Consider the following 17,147-nt stretch of genomic DNA (forward strand, 5'->3'; position numbering starts at 1 on the left):
TAATATGAGATTTTAAAAGGCTAAAAACAAAATCAGGTGAAATAGCAAACGATATGAGCAAAAAAAAATTGAAAAATTGGGTGAAATTTAATAGGGATATTATATTTCTGCTATATTTTGAATGGTTTCAACACCCTTTAATAATAACCGAGGAAATATTATGAAAAAATTTAAGCTTACTGCGGTCATCATCATTCTGGGTCTGATCTTTAGTTCACATCTTTATGCAAAAACCGCCATTATTATAGCCAACTTTGGAACTACCGTACCCAAAGCTGTCCAATCCATAAATAATATCACATCCAGAGTAAAGGCGGCTTTTCCCGACACCGAAGTCAGAGTCGTGTTTACGTCCAATATTATCCGGTCGGTTTGGGAAAAAAGGAGCACAAATCCAAAAGAATGGTCAGACAGAGGAATTTCTGAAGAAATTCTCTTTACAAAGAATCTTCTTACCACTTTTGGCGAACTGAAAAGTCAAGGATTTAAGGATGTTATCGTTCAACCCACCCATTTGTTCCACATGGAACAATACCATGATTTGATGCAATATGTGAATGCCATCAGATCTATCAAGACCATCAGGAACAAATGGAAACCATTTAATAAAATAGCCCTTGGAAGACCGGCTCTTGGTACTATTGGAGATGTATATCCTTATCATGTTGACCTTAAACGAGCTGTAAAAACTTTTGCCGGCGATATTGCCCTTGCCAAACAAAAAGGATCTGCCCTTGTTTATATGGGTCATGGGAATGAATTGTGGTCTACGGGTATATATATTGAACTCCAAAACTTGATGAGAGAGACTTATCCTGAAGTTAAAACCTTTGTTGGGAGTGTTGAAGGATATCCCGGCATTGAAGATGTTAAGAAAAGCCTAAACCATTATACTCCTAAAATTGACAAAATCCTGTTAAAGCCATTGATGATTGTCGCCGGAGACCACGCTACCAATGACATGGCCAGTGATGAAGATGACTCCTGGAAAACCATATTAAGCAAGGCCGGATTTGATATTGAAATAATTCTCCAGGGTCTTGGATCTAATAATCAGTTCGCAGATCTTTTTATAGCCAATATAAAAGATGCTGCAAAAGCTTCAGGCATTGACCTGTAGATTATGGCAAAAATTTGAGCATACCGGTTGCCATATCAAAAGGGAGGACAGGATATCTGGTGGTCCTTTTCTCCCTTATTCTTGTTTTAATGATTTTCACCTCCCTTTCAATGGGATATATTCATATTCCATTGATGGATATCATCAACATTCTTATAGAAAAAATCTTTGGTAATTTTCATTTCATAGAAAACACCAACGAAATCTATTTGGCGGTAATATTAGATGTACGACTTCCAAGGATACTTACCTGTACTGCGGTTGGAGCTGCCCTTGCTGTATCAGGAGGCTTGTTTCAAGGGATATTATTAAACCCCCTTGCAGACCCTTATACCCTCGGCGTATCCGCAGGCGCTGCATTTGGAGCAAGCATTGCCATTTTATTGAACCTAAGCGCTGCTTTTGTTTCCGTTCCTGCATTTGCTTTTACCGGTGCCTGTGTCACCCTGTTTGTTGTCATCTTTCTATCCTATTCATCAAAAAATCCAATGTCGGGACTTTCATCCAATAACCTGATTTTATCTGGAATCATTATAGGTGCAATCCTTTCTGCGGGTATCAGCTTTTTAAAATTCATTGCCAATGAACAGGTGTCCGTCATCATTTTCTGGCTTATGGGAAGTTTTGCATCCAAAACATGGCCGGATTTTTTTGCGGTTATGATTTTTCTAGTGATAGGCCTTTTCATTTCAATATTTTTTGCACGTGATCTAAACCTGATCTCCCTTGGGGCCAAATCAGCGACAAGCCTTGGAGTTGATCTGAAAAAAGTAACCTTAATCCTGTTGGTGACAGGATCAATGCTTGCTGCAATCAGTGTATCTGTCTCGGGTATCATTGGATTTGTCGGCCTTCTGATACCCCATATGGTAAGATTTGTCACAGGACCTGATAATCGCAAGCTGATCCCTTTATCCATGCTGGCCGGGGCTTTTTTATTGTTAATGGCCGACACCATTACACGAGCTGTCCTTCCCCATGAAATACCTATTGGCGTCTTGACAGCCTTGACAGGCGGCCCTGTTTTTTGCTGGATCTTTAAAAAAAGCAGGCTTAAATAGGTGAATGATGAAGATAAATCTGCATAACATCTCTTTTGCCTATGACCATGATATCATTATCAAAAATACAAGCTGTTCCTTTGTATCAGGAAATTTTTATTCCATCCTAGGTCCCAATGGAAGCGGCAAAACCACTCTTTTGGATTTGATTTCAGGCTTTTTAAGACCCGGTGCCGGTGATATCGATATTGATGAAGCACCTATTTTATCTCTTTCAAAAAAGGAAATTTCAAAAAAAATTTCCCTAGTTTCTCAGGACTATACCATCAACTTCCCTTTTAGTGTAAAAGAGGTGGTAATGATGGGAAGACACCCATACATACCAAGGTTTTCACATCCTTCAACCCATGATTTGAATAGGGTTGATGCGACAATGGAAATATGTGGTATCAGCCATTTACATGACAGGAAAATTAATGAACTGTCCGGCGGGGAAAAACAACGATGCGTATTTGCCAGGGCCTTGTGCCAGGATACACCGATTCTCCTGCTGGATGAGGCCTTTTCCAATATGGACATAAGCCATACCCTGCAAATGCTACAATTGGTAAAAAAATCTGTTAAAGAAAAAAACAAGGTTGTGATCAGCGTATTCCATGACTTGAACCTCGCATCCAGTTGGTCCGACGCTTTACTGATGTTGAAGGAGGGTGAAATACAAGCATTTGGCAATACCCAGGATGTCCTTTCCCAGCAGACAATCAAAAATGTTTTTAATGTGGAATCAATTGTTGAGTTTAATAAACATGTAAAAGCAAAGCAGGTGTATTATCCGTCGGTTTAAAAGCATAACAGGGATCATCCTTTTTATTGTCTTTATTGTTTCGCTTAAGTGTTCTGCATTAACATTGACGGACAAAAAAAACCGGCAGATTATTTTCGAAAAACCCTTTACCAGGATTATTTCTCTCTACGGTGCCCATACGGAAAACCTTTATCATTTAGGTCTTGATGATCACATCTTGGGGGTTTCCGTCAATGACACCTTTCCTTCCCAGGTTGACAAAAAACCAAGGTTTTCTTATCACGATGATCCCGAGAAATTTTTAGCCTTTATGCCCGATCTTGTTCTGATCAGGCCGATGATTGACAATGGCTATCCAAATTTATTCCGTCGCCTTGAAAAATCCGGAATCATCGTTGTTTCCCTCCAGCCGTCGAGTATTCAAGAAATGTATGATTACTGGTTAAAATTAGGACTGTTGACGGGAAGAGGTCAGCAGGCAGAAAAAATGATCCGGGATTTTAAGAAAAAAATAGCTCGAATCAAAGTCAAAACTCACGGGATTCAACCCAAAAAAAGAGTCTATTTTCAGGCGATTCACACGAGGATGAAAACATTCACAAAGGGCGCCATGCCCATCTTTGCCCTTGAAACCGCCGGCGGTATCAATGTAGCTTCGGATGCAAAGGCATCAAGAAATACAAATATTGCCATCTATGGTAAGGAGCAAATCCTTGCAAAAGCCTCACAAATAGATGTATTCCTTGCCCAAAAAGGTGTAATGAACGCTGTGACTATTGAACAGATAAAAAAAGAACCCGGATTTAGTGTAATTAAAGCTATAAAGAATAACAACATATATTTAATTGATGAAAATATCGTTTCCCGGCCTGTACCCAGGCTTTATAAAGGAATTGTATCAATTGGAATGCTCCTTTATCCGGATATTTTCACTCAAGAGAAATTTAAAGAGGATATATAATGGAAAACATTGGAAAACTATTCGGTGTAGGTGTTGGCCCTGGAGACCCTGAACTGATAACGGTAAAGGCTGTCAGGGTTATCAAAGAGGCCGATATTATTTTTACTGCTGCATCGACAAAAAACACATACAGTCTGGCTGTTGAGATTGCATCTCCCTATATATCACCTTCTGCCCGAATTGAAAAACTGTCTTTCCCCATGACCAAGGATAGCAAAGAAGTTGAAACAGCCTGGATTCATAATGCAAAACAGATAGCTCTCAGCTTGAAACAGGGGAAAAATGCGGTCTTTTTAACGCTTGGAGATCCTACAACCTATTCCACCTTTGGTTATATTTTAAAGAAAATGGACTGCATCATGCCGGAAGCGGATATTGAGACCATCCCGGGTATTACCTCTTTTCATGCTGCGTCAGCACGGCTGAACAGGACCCTTGTGGAAGGGGAAGAGTCTTTGCTTGTGACCTCTGGAGCCTTTGGCGGCGATCGGATAAGAAATATCAACGGCGTTGAAAATGTTGCCATAGTCAAAGCGTATAAAAATATTAAAGATATTAATAAGGCGCTGAAAGAAACAGGTCTTGGCAACAGATGTGTGGCTGTATCAAAGTGTGGGCGTAAAAACGAACAGATCATAGAAGACCTTGATAAACTAGAAAAAAGAGCACCTGATTACTGGACATTGATATTGGCTTCTAAATGAAACGCAAACAAATAAAATATAAAAATCTTGGGTTTTCCGTACTCTTTACACTGGCTTGTTTGCTTTTCAGTTTAATCTATTTTGAAACCATCACCCTTGCTGTCTGCATACAAAAGCTTGGGATACCCTTATTAAGGCTTCTCTTGTTCATTTCCATCGGACTTTTGGCCGGGCAACTGATTGAAAATTTTGGCTGGACCCGGCAGGTTGCCGTTCTTGCCAGGCCTTTCTTTCGGTTCTCTAATCTTGGAAACCAGTGCAGTGCCGCCTTTACAACAGCTTTTATCTCCGGTGCAGCTGCCAATGCCATGCTGTTGGACTTTTACGAAGACCGTAAGATCAGTAAGATGCAATTGTTTTTATCAAATTATGTAAACCAGTTCCCGGCCTTTTTCCTGCACCTGCCGACAACGGTGTTTATCGTTTTGCCCTTAACCGGCACTGCAGGCATCCTCTATTTTGTTATCACTTTTCTGGCAACTCTTTTCAGGACCATTTGCTTTCTTATGTTCGGCCGATTATACCTGAAAAAACATCCTAATGTCGACAGAGAAGACGTCCATACTGTGCCTCTTGGAAAAGAAAACAAAAAAGACCTTACAGCCATATTGAACAAAATAAAATCAAAACTGCCCGGGCGGTTAACAAACATTATTATCTGGGTCTTACCAATATATACCCTTGTTTTTATACTTAATCTAATCGGATTCTTTAATTATTTGAATATGGCTCTATCCGATTTTGTAACTCTCACCATCATGCCGGTCGAATCCCTATCTGTTGTTATTTTAAGCTTTGCGGCTGAGTTTACATCAGGATTTGCAGCTGCCGGAGCATTAATGGATGCGGGTGTGATCAATGTCAAGCAGACAGTCATTGCCCTGTTGCTCGGAAATATTCTTGCATTTCCCATCAGAGCGCTTCGTCATCAACTGCCGAGGTATATGGGAATTTTTTCTCCCAAAATGGGGCTGCAACTGTTATTATCGGGTCAGGTATTCAGAGTATTGAGTATCCTATTAATGGGAACCCTTTACTATATGGTGGCATAATATGAATTCAATAGACGTTATCGGTATCGGTCAAGGTAAAGAAGACCTTACTCAAAAACATCTGGGGTTAATCAAAGACTGCGATGTGCTGGTTGGCGGAGAGCGACATCTTGAGATGTTTAACTACCCCAAAAAAGAAATGATTCCCATCAAGGGCCATATCAACAGTATTGTTGAAGCCATTAAAGAAAAAATGAGCCGCTACAAAATTGTTGTTCTGGCTTCCGGGGATCCCTTGTTTTACGGCATCGGTTCCACATTGGCTCAGTACTTTGACAAAAAACAGTTGAACATTTATTCAAATATCTCTTCTGTCTCTGCTGCTTTTGCAGCAATAAAAGAGCCCTGGCACGATGCGAAAATCATCAGCCTTCACGGGAAACAAAAAAAATCCTTCTCATTTTCAAGACTTGTGGATGAAAATAAAATAGCATTTTTGACAGACCCGGAAATGGACCCGCACTTTATCGCAGCAGAATTAATAAAAGAAAGCCTGTATGATTTCAAATTTTGTGTTTTAGAAAAACTTGGGGACAGGGATAGGGAAAAGATAACATGGTTTGAAAACCTTGATTTGATAGCCAAACAAACCTTTTCCCAGCCCAATATTGTCATCCTCCAAAAAAAACTGAAGAAAAAAAGCAGTTTTCCACATGAAACATATATCGGCATGGAGGATTCCTTATTTAAGCATTCAAAAGGGCTGATAACAAAATCCGAGATCCGAAGCATTACCCTGTCTAAATTAAAATTGATCGAAAAAGATCATGTATTCTGGGATATTGGGTCCGGCTCGGGTTCCATTGGTATCGAAGCTTCACTTCAGATTCCTCTGGGTCACGTATATGCCATAGAAAAGCATCCGGGAAGAATTTCAGATATCGTTCACAATATTAAAAATTTTAACTGCTCCAATATGAAGGTATTAAATGCAGCCTTTCCCGAAGGGATCGAAGAGTTGAAGACACCGGACCGGATTTTTATCGGCGGGGGAGGGGAAAACCTTGGGCAAATTATAAAAGTATCCTGCGACAAGCTTGCTCCCTTTGGAATTATTGTGATTAATACTGTATTGCTGCAAAATCTTGAAACCGCTTTAAGGCTCTTAAAAGAATATAAATTTGATCCTCACATTGTACAGATTCAGGTATCCAGATCAAAAGGCATGCCGTTTGGGGATCGGCTTGAAGCATTAAACCCGGTTTGGATCATTTCAGGATTAAAACCTAAAATAGGGCAAGAATATGAAAAAAAATAAAGTTATTTTTGCAGGTGCCGGGCCTGGCGATCCTGATCTCATCACTATCAAATCCATGAATGCGCTGAAAGCGGCGGATCTTATCATTTATGCGGGATCTTTGGTGCCTAAAGCTGTGCTGCGATGGAAAGGCAAGGATACTGAGACAAAATCAAGCGCCAATATGGACCTTCCTCAGATTATTGATACCATAAAAGCGTATCATGCCAAAGGGAAAAAAATTGTTCGTCTCCATACAGGCGACCCCTCCTTATATGGTGCTATTTTTGAACAAATGAGGGATCTTGAAAAATTGAATATTCCATATGAGGTTATTCCCGGTGTTACGGCAGCATTTGCAGCATCTTCGAAAATGAACATGGAATATACACTTCCTGAAGTAACCCAGACCTTGATTCTGACAAGGATATCCGGAAGAACACCGGTCCCTGAATCGGAAGCCCTTGAAAAACTGGCATCTCATAAGGCTTCCATGGCCATATATCTGAGCATCAGCCATGCTCAGAAAGTTCAAAAAATTCTGGAAAGACATTACGGCAAAGAATCGCTTTGTGCTGTCGCTTATAAAGTGAGCCATCCAGAAGAAAAAATAATTTATACTAAAATAAAACTGCTTGTAAAAACCTGTGAAGACAATCAGATCACAAGGCATGCCTTGATCATTGTCGGGAAATCAGTTGAAGCAAGCATTAAGAAAAATGATATCTTAAAATCAAAATTATATGATTCAACATTCTCACATGGATATAGAACCGCAGAAAAATAAAACAGAACCCATTGCCATCTGGAGCATTACACCCAATGGCAAGGTGCTTGCCCAAAATATCCAGAACGTGTTAAAGGGTTCAGTCCTTTTTGCTTCTGTCAAAATTTGGGGCGGCAATCAACTTGATAAGGATACATTCACGTTTGAAAAACTATCTAAAGAGATCCATCAACAATTTAATAAATTTCGGGGACATGTTTTTATATTTTCAACCGGCATTGCGGTTCGAATCATTGCCCCCTTACTGGAATCAAAAACTATTGACCCCGCCGTTGTAGTGGTAGATGACAATGGAAATTATGCCATCAGTCTCATATCAGGACATCTGGGGGGAGCCAATGCTCTAACAAAAAAAATTGCTGCCATCATTAATGCAACACCTGTTATTACCACAGCAACAGACACCAACCTGCTTCCATCCATTGATCTGATTGCAAAGGACGGGCACCTTTATATCGAGACCCCGCAAAACATCAAAGTAATTAACATGGCTTTTCTTACGGGGAAGCCTGTAAATTTATATGATCCTTTCGGATTCATTAAAAAAAAATTGACGAAAACATTTTGGACGAATAAAAACCAAAAGGATGGTGCAACAGGAAAAATATTCTGTTCATGCGAGGCCAAAGACGTTTCACGTGAAACTCTAATTTTAAGACCTCCTGTTTTAAGTGTCGGCATTGGATGCAATAGGGGAACAAGCTGTGAAAAACTAAAACAATTTTTATTTATGGTTTTTAAAAAAGAAGGGTTGTCCGTTAACAGCATTTGCCGATTTGCAACAATAAACATCAAAAAAGATGAAACCGGTTTATTGGCTCTTTCAAAAGCAATGAAAATTCAAATAGATTTTTACGACAAAAAAAAATTGAACTCGGTTAAGACAATTATGACGCCATCAAAGATGGCAGAGAAACATTTAGGAGTTAAGAGTGTATGCGAAGCAGCAGCGATTCTGTCAGCCGGCAGCGGGAAACTGATTGTTCCAAAAAAGAAAAACAAGGATGTCACCATAGCTGTGGCAATAAAAACATGACACTTTATGTTATCGGTACAGGTCCCGGAGACATTGCCTATATGTCTGGGAGGGCGGTTGAGATTATAAAACAGGTCGATTGCGTAGCAGGATACACGACCTATATTGAGTTAATTGCTGATCTCCTCAAAGACAAACAAATTATTTCAACCGGTATGATGAAAGAGGTGGAGAGAGTTGAAAAAGCAATCGAACAGGCATTGACCGGAAAATCATGCGCCCTTGTTTCAGGCGGAGATCCAGGTATTTATGCCATGGCAGGTCTTGTTTTTGAAATCTGTAAACAGCGTAATATAAAACTTGTAAGAACCCGAAACAAAGAAAATCATCCTGATAGCGACAGCGGTCTGTTCCTTGAAATTGTTCCGGGGATTCCGGCTCTGGCAGCTGGCGCAGCATTGGTCGGAGCACCGTTGACCCATGATTTTGCAGCCATCTCCCTAAGCGACCTTCTGACTCCCTGGGAAAAAATTGAAAATCGGTTGACTTGCGCAGCCATGGCAGACTTTGTCATAGTGTTGTATAATCCTAAAAGCAAAAAAAGGGATTGGCAGTTAAAAAGGGCTCAAGAACTTATGCTGGAACACAGGGATGCGGCAACTCCCGTTGGAATTGTCACAGGGGCCATGAGGGAGAATCAACGCATTTCTTTTACAAGCCTGGATCAACTAGATAAGGCTGATGTCGGAATGCAGACGATTCTGTTTATCGGCTCCAGTGCTTCGCTAAGATATCTCGATTTTCTGTTTACACCCAGAGGCTATTCAAAAAAATATGAAATTTGAAGATAGACAAAATATTAGGGAGCCATATATGAAAGGGTATGTTCAAATATACACAGGCAATGGCAAGGGGAAAACAACAGCAAGCCTTGGGCTTGCCCTCAGGGCTGCTGGTGCAGGCCTTAAGGTCTATATTATTCAGTTTTTAAAAAAGGGGAATTACTCTGAAATCAAAGCCTTATCCCGGTTTGACAATATCATAGTTGAACAATACGGCCTTGGGAAATTTGTTAAAGGAAAACCATCTGATGAAGATATTGCTGCTGGCGCTGCAGGGTATCTCAAGTTATGTGAACTTTTAAAAGAAAACAAACATGATGTGATCATTGCCGAAGAAGCTAATGTCGCTGTCATGTGCAATCTCATTTCCGAAGAAGAACTCCTGGCATTGATAGATATGAAGCCCGAAAATGTTGAACTGGTGATCACGGGACGGGGAGCAACTGACAAAGTGATTGAAAAAGCGGATCTTGTTACGGAAATGAAAGAAATCAAACATTATTATAAAAAAGGCGTGGCCGCCAGGGTTGGAATCGAAAAATGATGAAAAAAAATATTGCCATTCTTGGAACCGGCTCTGATGTTGGAAAAAGTATTATTGCCGCCGCTCTTTGCAGATCCCTTGCAGACAGGGGTGTTAAGGTTGCGCCCTTCAAAGCTCAAAATATGTCCAATAACTCGGGCATTACCCCGGAAGGCCTTGAAATGGGACGGGCCCAGATTGTTCAGGCAGAGGCCGCAAAAATTCCTCCCCACGTCAATATGAATCCCATTCTTTTAAAACCGACGGGAGAGAAGCAATCCCAGGTCATCCTCAACGGAAAGGTCTATGGTAATCATACTGCCATGGATTACCACAGGAACAAAGGATTTTATTTTAAAAAGGCCTGCGAAGCCTTTGACCGCCTTGAACAGATCCATGATCGGATCATCCTGGAGGGCGCCGGGTCGTGTGCCGAAGTCAACCTGATGCCCAGTGACATAGTGAATTTTGCCATGGCAGAATATGCCGATGCAGATGTTATCCTTGCTGCGGATATCCACAGGGGAGGTGTGTTTGCACAAATTATCGGAACCCTTGAGTGTCTCCCGAAAATGTATCGGGATATGGTTAAAGGATTCATTATTAACCGATTCAGAGGGGATATTGACTTGTTTAAGGATGGGGTTACCTGGATTGAAAAGGAGACCGGCAAAAAGGTGTTGGGTGTTCTGCCCTGGTATACACATTTCAAAATTGATGCTGAAGATTCTGTTGAGATTGAAGAATGCAATAATTTCAAAGACTTCAAGCCCGATATGCCGGCAATTGGGATTATCCGGCTGCCACATATTGCAAATTTTACAGATTTTCATGCCCTGTCAAAAATAAAGGGAATTCAAACCATTTTTATTGACAGGCCAAATCATCTGTCCAGATTTAAGGCGGTAATTATACCGGGCTCAAAAAATACCCGGGCAGATCTTGAGTGGTTAATAAACAAATTCAAAGGACCCCTTGAAGAATATTATCACTCAAAGGGATATATTTTCGGTATTTGCGGTGGATATCAAATGCTGGGCGAATTTGTCGATGACCCCGACGGGCTTGAAGGTACACCGGGAAGAACGAAAGCTCTCAATCTTTTGCCAGTTCAAACCGTATTAAAGGCGCCAAAAACAACAACTTTAAGCGATTTTCATTGGGAAGACGCCAAAGGCAAAGGGTATGAGATTCACATGGGTTATACATCCTTAAGTGCGGGTGCCTCCCTGCTTGAAATCAGTTCCAGAAATTGCACGCCCTGTACTGACACAGATGGCTGCATGTCGGAGGATGGCAGGCTTGCCGGAACATACATGCATGGTTTTTTTGATTCATCGCAAATTTTGTTAAAATGGTTAAAAACAATAGAATTGGGCGGCAATTATCCATGTGATGACATGCGCTCCTTAAAAGAGAGGGACTATCTCCTTTTAAAAGAGCATTTTGAAGCCCATATTGATATGAGTCATATATTTTAAATTAATGTTTAAATGGTATTGAAAAAATTATTTTATGAATCGCACCGGAGGATGTTAATTCGCTTTGAAAAAATTTAATCTCGGAAACAAAAAAATCCTCGGAATGAAAATTTTTAAACTCCTGTATCAGCTTGATCATTGTTTTTGGAAAAATTGATTTTTTAATTCTTGCCACTGTCAAGTGGGGCAAAAAACTTTTATTTTCCTTTTTTATTCCCATATCCTCAAAAAGGGTAACCTCCAACCGATTGGCAAGTTTTTCTAAAACATTTGTCTGCCCCTTTGTCCCGGACCAGATGACTCTGGCTTTTTTTACCGACGGGAACACCCCTATCCCCGAGACGTACAAGGAATGTATTGATACACCTGTTACCGCCTTGGTCATGCATGTCTTAACGGCATCAATCTTACTGATATTTATATTCCCAAAAAACTTCAAAGTTAAATGCATGGCTTCGGGCTTTGGCCAGGAGGCCTTAATGCCTGATTTTCGTAATTGCTCCTGAAGGCCATGTAATTCTTTTTTTATCTCTTTTGGAAGAGATATGGCAATAAATGCACGGATATGGCTGTTGTCATCATTCACTATACTTTTTTATTTTTGAACCCAAGCAGAACTCTGTAAGGTCCCGGGGTTCCAGGTGGTATTAAGGCCACACGGTCACTATCCTGAATAATCGTATCAAAAGAGGCGACCTTTCCATTAATAAACACGACCTCAACATCTTCAGATTCTAATTGAACCTGCCTGATTAAATCCTTTGCATGGGTTCCCTGTTTCAGCTTCATGGTCACATTAGAATATTCAATGTGTTTTTCCTTAAGCTTTTTCTGTAAAAACGAAAATGCATTAAATGTGATGATTGGCATATACTGCCCCTTTCGTTATTATTTACGGCAAACCATTATAACGTATAATATAAGGGATCTTACAAATTCACAATGATTTTTAAACGGCCTGCTGGCAAAGTCATTGAAAAAATTAAGCCATGCAGATATACTTCTTTTCATGCGACTTCGAATCATTATATTGATATTGGCTCTGTTTGCATTTTTATCGGTTTCAGCCGGCGGGCTCTTATATTATCACTCTTTTAAAAAAGCTGCCTTTCAAAAAACGGAAGCCGATGCTTATTCCAAGATGAAACTTTTGACAGATCATCTGTCCTCTTATCTTTCCGAACATATCAAACCGGTTAAAACTCTTTCGGGCATAAAAGAATTAAAAACAGCCCTTAAAGACACCAATCTGGAATCGATTTACCAAGCCAACCAAATCCTTGATAATTTTACAAAATCCCTTGATCTTGAAGTCAGCTATCTCATGGATAAAAATGGAATTACGTTATGTTCAAGCAATCGAAATGCCAAAGACAGTTTTGTGGGAAAAAATTTTTCTTTCAGACCCTACTATAAAAAGGCCATCAATGGCAACCCTGCAACCTATCTTGCTCTTGGCACCACTTCCAGGAAAAGGGGCGTTTATTACTCTCACCCGGTTTATGATGAAAGCCATGGATCTATCCTTGGGGTTGCCATTATCAAGGCTTCGGTGGAATTTGTTGAAACAAAGCTGTTTCCAAAATCTGATAACACACTCCTTTTTGTTGATCCTAATGGTGTTATTTTCATCTCCAACAAGGACTCCTTTAAGTTTAAACTTTTATGGGAAATTACTGAAAAAAAAATTGATGCGATAGAAAATTCAAGACAATTTGGCAATGGCCCCTGGGTCTGGACCGGTTTTTCAAAAAACCAAACCGATTATGTAACAGACAAAAACAATACACAATACCTGTTTACCAGCCTTAATGTTAAAAATTATCCCGGCTGGAAAATTGTTAATTTAAGAAATTATAAAGGAATTGAAAAGCAGGTATCCGAGCCCTTTGTCAGGGTTATCGGGCCGATTGTCTCTTTTATATTAATCCTGACCGGTATTCTGGTCCTGATTCTTTACCAGTTGGGAATCCAGGAAATTACAAAACGCAAAAAAGTAGAAGAAGAACTTCGGCTCAGTGAAGAGCGGTACCGGCATATCTACCATAAAACCCCGGTCATGCTTCATTCAATTGACACAAAAGGAAAAATTATCCGGGTATCTGATCATTGGGTGGAGGTAATGGGATATAAAAGGGAAGATGTCATTGGCAAAAAACTTATCAGTTTTTTTACCCCTGAATCACAAAAGTATGCAATCGATGTGATCTTTCCCAAATTCTTCAGTACCGGATTCTGCAAGGATATTCCCTATACCTATGCCAAAAAAAACGGAGAAAAAATGGATATTATGCTATCCGCCTATGGGGTCAGGGATGAAAAAAATGATATTCTCCGATCCCTGGCCGTAAGCGTGGATGTAACGGAAAAAAATAGGACTCAAAAAGATCTCCAACTTGCCAAGGAAAAGCTGTCGCAATATTCCCTTGATCTGGAACAACAGGTGAAAAAGAGAACAGCCCAGCTTGAGAAAAGCCAGGATAGTCTGAAAAATCTGTCCAAAAATATTATTACCTCCCAGGAAAGGGAAAAAGCACTGGTTGCAGGGGAACTTCACGATCATCTGGGGCAGGTGTTAACCGCCCTTCGCATTGATGCGGTATGGGTTGAAAAATATTTAACTGATATTGATAAAAGTGCGGGAAACAGGGCAGAGAAAATGTGTTCCTTAATCGATGATACCATTAATGATGTAAGAGATATGGCCTATCGCTTAAGACCAAGAGTGCTGGATGACCTGGGACTTGTCGATGCACTGGAGTCATTGCTCTCAGATTTTGAAAAGCGCTCTAATGTTTCCTGTGTATTCAAGAATGATAAAATTCCCAAAATCAATGACACCCTTGCAACAGCATTATACAGAATTGGCCAGGAAGCTGTGACCAACTCCCTTAAGCACTCAAATGCCACCACCATTACGCTTGAACTTAAAAACGATGAAGAGGGAATCATTCTGGTCATTCAGGATAACGGGTGTGGCTTTGATGCTGGTAATGGCAATAAAGTTAATGGATTCGGACTTGAGGGGATGAGAGAACGGGCCAATCTTGTCGGCGGAAAACTTGACATATCTTCCCGATTGTCCGAAGGTACAAGTATTTGCTGTAAAGTAAAAGTGAAAGGATAATCCATGATTAAAGTACTTCTTGCAGATGACCACACTATTGTCAGGGAAGGCTTAAGAAAAGTTCTGGAAGACAGCAATGAAATTGAAGTAATTGCCGAAGCAGCAGACGGGGAAACCGCTTTGGATGAGGCTATGAATAAAAAACCCGATGTGGCTGTGATTGATATTTCCATGCCGGGTATAGATGGACTTGAGGTGGTGACCAGACTAACCCGTTATGGTTCGGATGTGCCTGTCCTTATTTTGACCATGCATGATGAAGAGCAATATGTTATCAGGGCAATAGAAGCAGGTGCTCTGGGGTATGTCACAAAACAGTCTGCTCCTGAACAGCTAGTGGCGGCCGTAAAAAAAATCCATTCCGGAGGAAGATACTTAACGGAAAAGGCAAGTGAAGCTCTGGCCCTTAGAGTGATCCGTGGAAATAAAAGTGGAAGCCTTACAGAATCTCTGTCCATGAGAGAGCTTCAAGTATTACGAAAACTTGCCATGGGTTCGACAAACAGAGAAATCGCTACATCCTATAACATCAGTATAAAAACGGTTGACACTTATCGATCACGGATATTAAAAAAACTGAATTTAAGAAACAATGCCGAATTGTCCAGATATGCCATTCAAAACAAACTGGTGGAATTGTAGATTAACGCTTCACTGATTCAGCCGGTCAAAATTAGAAAATATTTTATTTAAAGTGGTTTTGCATCGAGCCATTTCTTCCAGAGGAATTCCCTGTTCCGCCTCCTCTAACAATTCTTCAACAACAGCAATCAACTCTGGTTTAAAGTCTTTGGCTTTATTGGTCAGATAGACAAGTTTGCTTCGCTTATCATTCCTGTCCGGTATTCTTAACACAATATTCTTTTTTTCCAGAACATTTAAAAGCCTTGTAATGGCAGCCTTGTCTTTTACCGCTATATTGGAAAGCTCTTGCTGGGTCTGCCCGTCTTTTCGATACAAATGAACAAGGATGCTCCACTGTTCATAGCTCACGTCAAACTCGGCATCTGAAAATTTTTTGGTTAGCCTTTTAATAATTGATCTGGATGTTCGGCCCACTAAATATGCAATAGACGAATCAATGACTTTCTCAAATGTTTCCATATGGATATTTCTTATCTCACAATCGTTGATGATGCAACTAATTTTTTCCAATAATATGAAAATAGAAATGTCGCCCCCCCCTGATAAGGATAGAATATCAAGGGCGATTTAATTTCTTTACGGCTAAAATAGGCTAAAAAAAATTTATTCCGGGGTTTTCTTAAAAAAACCTTTTATAGTACCAATCCAGATACCGCTGAGTAACCATGAATAGGCCCAGGTTCCGAACAAGATTAACACAAAGGCTTTAATAATATCCGTTGAACTGCCATCAAGGGAAAACCCTGGTACATATCCGAAAAGAATGGGGCCCAGGTATAAAAATTTTGCAAACTTAAACGATGTAAAGGCTGTTTTCCACATGTTGGCTTTTGCAATGGTTGCACCGGCAAATGCAGCAATGCAGACCGGCGGTGTTATATTGGAATCCTGTGACAGCCAGTAAACAATCATATGGGCGGCAAGCTGATTTACTCCCAGATGGGTGAGAGCTGGAACAGCAACGACGGCTGTGATGAGATAAGCTGCAGTTACCGGCACTCCCATCCCCAGTACAAGGGATGCAAGGGCAATCAGAAAAATGGTCAGCAATAAAGAACCACCGGCCAGCTCTATCATAATATCGGCAAAGGTAAGCACCAGGCCCGAGAAAGTCAAAACTCCGATGATAATACCGATAATACCCACGGTAGCACCAATCTTGAGGCTGTTTACAGTCCCTTCTCTTGAAGCTAGAACAAATCTTTTGGGACCGATCCTTGTCTCTTTTCTGGCATAACTGATGACAATACATGAGACAAGCCCCAGAATGGCTGAATATCCGGGAGAAAATCCATAGAGCATAAAAATGGTGATAACAATCAAAGGAATCATATAAAACCATTCTTTCTTAAAAATTTCCATGGCCGAAACTTCTGATTTTTCACCCACAATATTATGTATCTTGGCATGATAATGGACCATACAGAAAACACTGAAAAAATACATCAAGGCAGGAAATATTGCCACAAGCATGATTTTAGAATAGGGTAGACCTGTGAGCTCTGCCATGATAAATCCACCGGCCCCCATAATCGGGGGCATGAACATTCCGCCTATGGAAGCCGCAGGTTCTATTCCTCCGGCGATATGGGGTTTAAATCCTGCTTTTTTCATCATGGGAATGGTAAACATGCCTGTGGAAACAACGTTTGCAATGGCTGATCCTGAAATAGAACCAAAAAGTCCTGATGCAATAACCGAAACCTTGGCAGGCCCGCCGATTGTATGACCCACTGCAGCAAGGGGCCAGTCAATAAAAAATTTCTGGGCACCACATTTTTCTAAAAATGCTCCAAAAAGAACAAATAATATTACATAGGTTGCAAGTACATTTGCCATGATCCCGAAAACACCATCGCTTTTATAAAAAATACTCACACATAATT

Annotated in this window: 18 protein-coding genes; 14 read left to right on the forward strand and 4 right to left on the reverse strand. The window is 40.4% G+C overall.

What is annotated here, in order from left to right:
• Positions 1-160: 160 nt before the first annotated feature.
• From QAI40_RS13000 to QAI40_RS13055, 12 genes are all read left to right on the forward strand, one after another.
• Positions 161-1,120 carry a sirohydrochlorin cobaltochelatase gene (locus tag QAI40_RS13000; RefSeq protein WP_299977866.1) on the forward strand — a complete coding sequence of 320 codons (960 nt, stop codon included), beginning with the start codon at positions 161-163 and terminating at the stop codon, positions 1,118-1,120.
• 14 nt (positions 1,121-1,134) lie between these two features.
• Positions 1,135-2,181, forward strand: a complete 1,047-nt coding sequence (locus QAI40_RS13005; protein WP_331520853.1) for a FecCD family ABC transporter permease — start codon at positions 1,135-1,137, stop codon at positions 2,179-2,181.
• Between the two features lie 4 nt (positions 2,182-2,185).
• Positions 2,186-2,965: an ABC transporter ATP-binding protein gene (locus QAI40_RS13010; RefSeq protein WP_299977869.1), complete on the forward strand. Its 780-nt coding sequence runs from the start codon at positions 2,186-2,188 to the stop codon at positions 2,963-2,965.
• 64 nt (positions 2,966-3,029) lie between these two features.
• Positions 3,030-3,887: an ABC transporter substrate-binding protein gene (locus QAI40_RS13015; protein ID WP_299977872.1), complete on the forward strand. Its 858-nt coding sequence runs from the start codon at positions 3,030-3,032 to the stop codon at positions 3,885-3,887.
• Positions 3,887-4,591: a precorrin-2 C(20)-methyltransferase gene (cobI, locus tag QAI40_RS13020; protein WP_299977875.1), complete on the forward strand. Its 705-nt coding sequence runs from the start codon at positions 3,887-3,889 to the stop codon at positions 4,589-4,591. Before QAI40_RS13015 ends, cobI begins: the two co-directional genes overlap by 1 nt.
• Positions 4,588-5,643, forward strand: a complete 1,056-nt coding sequence (locus tag QAI40_RS13025) for a nucleoside recognition protein (protein ID WP_299977878.1) — start codon at positions 4,588-4,590, stop codon at positions 5,641-5,643. Before cobI ends, QAI40_RS13025 begins: the two co-directional genes overlap by 4 nt.
• A 1-nt stretch (position 5,644) precedes the next feature.
• On the forward strand, positions 5,645-6,901 hold the full coding sequence (gene cbiE / locus QAI40_RS13030; protein WP_299977881.1) for a precorrin-6y C5,15-methyltransferase (decarboxylating) subunit CbiE: 1,257 nt from the start codon (positions 5,645-5,647) through the stop codon (positions 6,899-6,901).
• Positions 6,888-7,667: a precorrin-4 C(11)-methyltransferase gene (gene cobM, locus QAI40_RS13035; protein ID WP_299977884.1), complete on the forward strand. Its 780-nt coding sequence runs from the start codon at positions 6,888-6,890 to the stop codon at positions 7,665-7,667. The genes cbiE and cobM overlap by 14 nt, the downstream gene beginning before the upstream one ends.
• Positions 7,642-8,703: a cobalt-precorrin 5A hydrolase gene (locus QAI40_RS13040; protein WP_299977887.1), complete on the forward strand. Its 1,062-nt coding sequence runs from the start codon at positions 7,642-7,644 to the stop codon at positions 8,701-8,703. The genes cobM and QAI40_RS13040 overlap by 26 nt, the downstream gene beginning before the upstream one ends.
• A complete protein-coding gene (cobJ, locus tag QAI40_RS13045) occupies positions 8,700-9,488 on the forward strand; it encodes a precorrin-3B C(17)-methyltransferase (RefSeq protein WP_299977889.1) in 789 nt (262 codons plus the stop codon). Before QAI40_RS13040 ends, cobJ begins: the two co-directional genes overlap by 4 nt.
• A gap of 28 nt (positions 9,489-9,516) precedes the next feature.
• Positions 9,517-10,029 (forward strand): cob(I)yrinic acid a,c-diamide adenosyltransferase, encoded by a 513-nt coding sequence (locus QAI40_RS13050; RefSeq protein ID WP_299977892.1) that lies wholly within the window; start codon positions 9,517-9,519, stop codon positions 10,027-10,029.
• The gene (locus QAI40_RS13055; RefSeq protein WP_299977895.1) at positions 10,026-11,489 is read left to right on the forward strand and encodes a cobyric acid synthase; all 1,464 of its coding nucleotides are present in this window, start codon (positions 10,026-10,028) and stop codon (positions 11,487-11,489) included. Before QAI40_RS13050 ends, QAI40_RS13055 begins: the two co-directional genes overlap by 4 nt.
• Before the next feature lies 1 nt (position 11,490).
• Here QAI40_RS13055 and thpR read toward each other — a convergent pair whose 3' ends face one another.
• Positions 11,491-12,075, reverse strand: coding sequence for an RNA 2',3'-cyclic phosphodiesterase (gene thpR, locus QAI40_RS13060; protein WP_299977898.1), 585 nt, complete (start codon positions 12,073-12,075; stop codon positions 11,491-11,493).
• Positions 12,075-12,359: a MoaD/ThiS family protein gene (locus tag QAI40_RS13065; protein ID WP_299977901.1), complete on the reverse strand. Its 285-nt coding sequence runs from the start codon at positions 12,357-12,359 to the stop codon at positions 12,075-12,077. The genes thpR and QAI40_RS13065 overlap by 1 nt, the downstream gene beginning before the upstream one ends.
• A gap of 103 nt (positions 12,360-12,462) precedes the next feature.
• Here QAI40_RS13065 and QAI40_RS13070 point away from each other — a divergent pair, with 103 nt between their 5' ends.
• Together QAI40_RS13070 and QAI40_RS13075 are read left to right on the forward strand one after the other, a co-directional pair.
• Positions 12,463-14,616: a sensor histidine kinase gene (locus QAI40_RS13070; protein ID WP_299977903.1), complete on the forward strand. Its 2,154-nt coding sequence runs from the start codon at positions 12,463-12,465 to the stop codon at positions 14,614-14,616.
• A gap of 3 nt (positions 14,617-14,619) precedes the next feature.
• Positions 14,620-15,258 carry a response regulator gene (locus QAI40_RS13075; RefSeq protein ID WP_299977906.1) on the forward strand — a complete coding sequence of 213 codons (639 nt, stop codon included), beginning with the start codon at positions 14,620-14,622 and terminating at the stop codon, positions 15,256-15,258.
• A 9-nt stretch (positions 15,259-15,267) separates the two neighbouring features.
• Here the strand turns inward: QAI40_RS13075 and QAI40_RS13080 are convergent, their stop codons facing one another.
• Positions 15,268-15,720: a MarR family winged helix-turn-helix transcriptional regulator gene (locus QAI40_RS13080; RefSeq protein WP_299977909.1), complete on the reverse strand. Its 453-nt coding sequence runs from the start codon at positions 15,718-15,720 to the stop codon at positions 15,268-15,270.
• A gap of 144 nt (positions 15,721-15,864) precedes the next feature.
• Positions 15,865-17,147: TRAP transporter permease (locus QAI40_RS13085; protein ID WP_304511663.1), on the reverse strand; the 1,283-nt coding region annotated here is incomplete at its 5' end.

The sequence above is a fragment of the Desulfobacula sp. genome (assembly GCF_030611305.1).
Lineage (GTDB): Bacteria > Desulfobacterota > Desulfobacteria > Desulfobacterales > Desulfobacteraceae > Desulfobacula.

What these genes read in the sequence shown, in the direction of transcription:
- QAI40_RS13000 (WP_299977866.1), top strand. Translation starts at nt 161, where the DNA reads ATGAAAAAATTTAAGCTTACTGCGGTCATCATCATTCTGGGTCTGATC.
- cbiE (WP_299977881.1), top strand. Translation starts at nt 5,645, where the DNA reads ATGAATTCAATAGACGTTATCGGTATCGGTCAAGGTAAAGAAGACCTT.
- QAI40_RS13050 (WP_299977892.1), top strand. Translation starts at nt 9,517, where the DNA reads ATGAAAGGGTATGTTCAAATATACACAGGCAATGGCAAGGGGAAAACA.
- cobJ (WP_299977889.1), top strand. Translation starts at nt 8,700, where the DNA reads ATGACACTTTATGTTATCGGTACAGGTCCCGGAGACATTGCCTATATG.
- cobI (WP_299977875.1), top strand. Translation starts at nt 3,887, where the DNA reads ATGGAAAACATTGGAAAACTATTCGGTGTAGGTGTTGGCCCTGGAGAC.
- cobM (WP_299977884.1), top strand. Translation starts at nt 6,888, where the DNA reads ATGAAAAAAAATAAAGTTATTTTTGCAGGTGCCGGGCCTGGCGATCCT.
- QAI40_RS13010 (WP_299977869.1), top strand. Translation starts at nt 2,186, where the DNA reads ATGATGAAGATAAATCTGCATAACATCTCTTTTGCCTATGACCATGAT.
- QAI40_RS13075 (WP_299977906.1), top strand. Translation starts at nt 14,620, where the DNA reads ATGATTAAAGTACTTCTTGCAGATGACCACACTATTGTCAGGGAAGGC.
- QAI40_RS13025 (WP_299977878.1), top strand. Translation starts at nt 4,588, where the DNA reads ATGAAACGCAAACAAATAAAATATAAAAATCTTGGGTTTTCCGTACTC.
- QAI40_RS13040 (WP_299977887.1), top strand. Translation starts at nt 7,642, where the DNA reads ATGGATATAGAACCGCAGAAAAATAAAACAGAACCCATTGCCATCTGG.
- QAI40_RS13080 (WP_299977909.1), bottom strand. Translation starts at nt 15,720, where the DNA reads ATGGAAACATTTGAGAAAGTCATTGATTCGTCTATTGCATATTTAGTG.
- QAI40_RS13055 (WP_299977895.1), top strand. Translation starts at nt 10,026, where the DNA reads ATGATGAAAAAAAATATTGCCATTCTTGGAACCGGCTCTGATGTTGGA.
- QAI40_RS13065 (WP_299977901.1), bottom strand. Translation starts at nt 12,359, where the DNA reads ATGCCAATCATCACATTTAATGCATTTTCGTTTTTACAGAAAAAGCTT.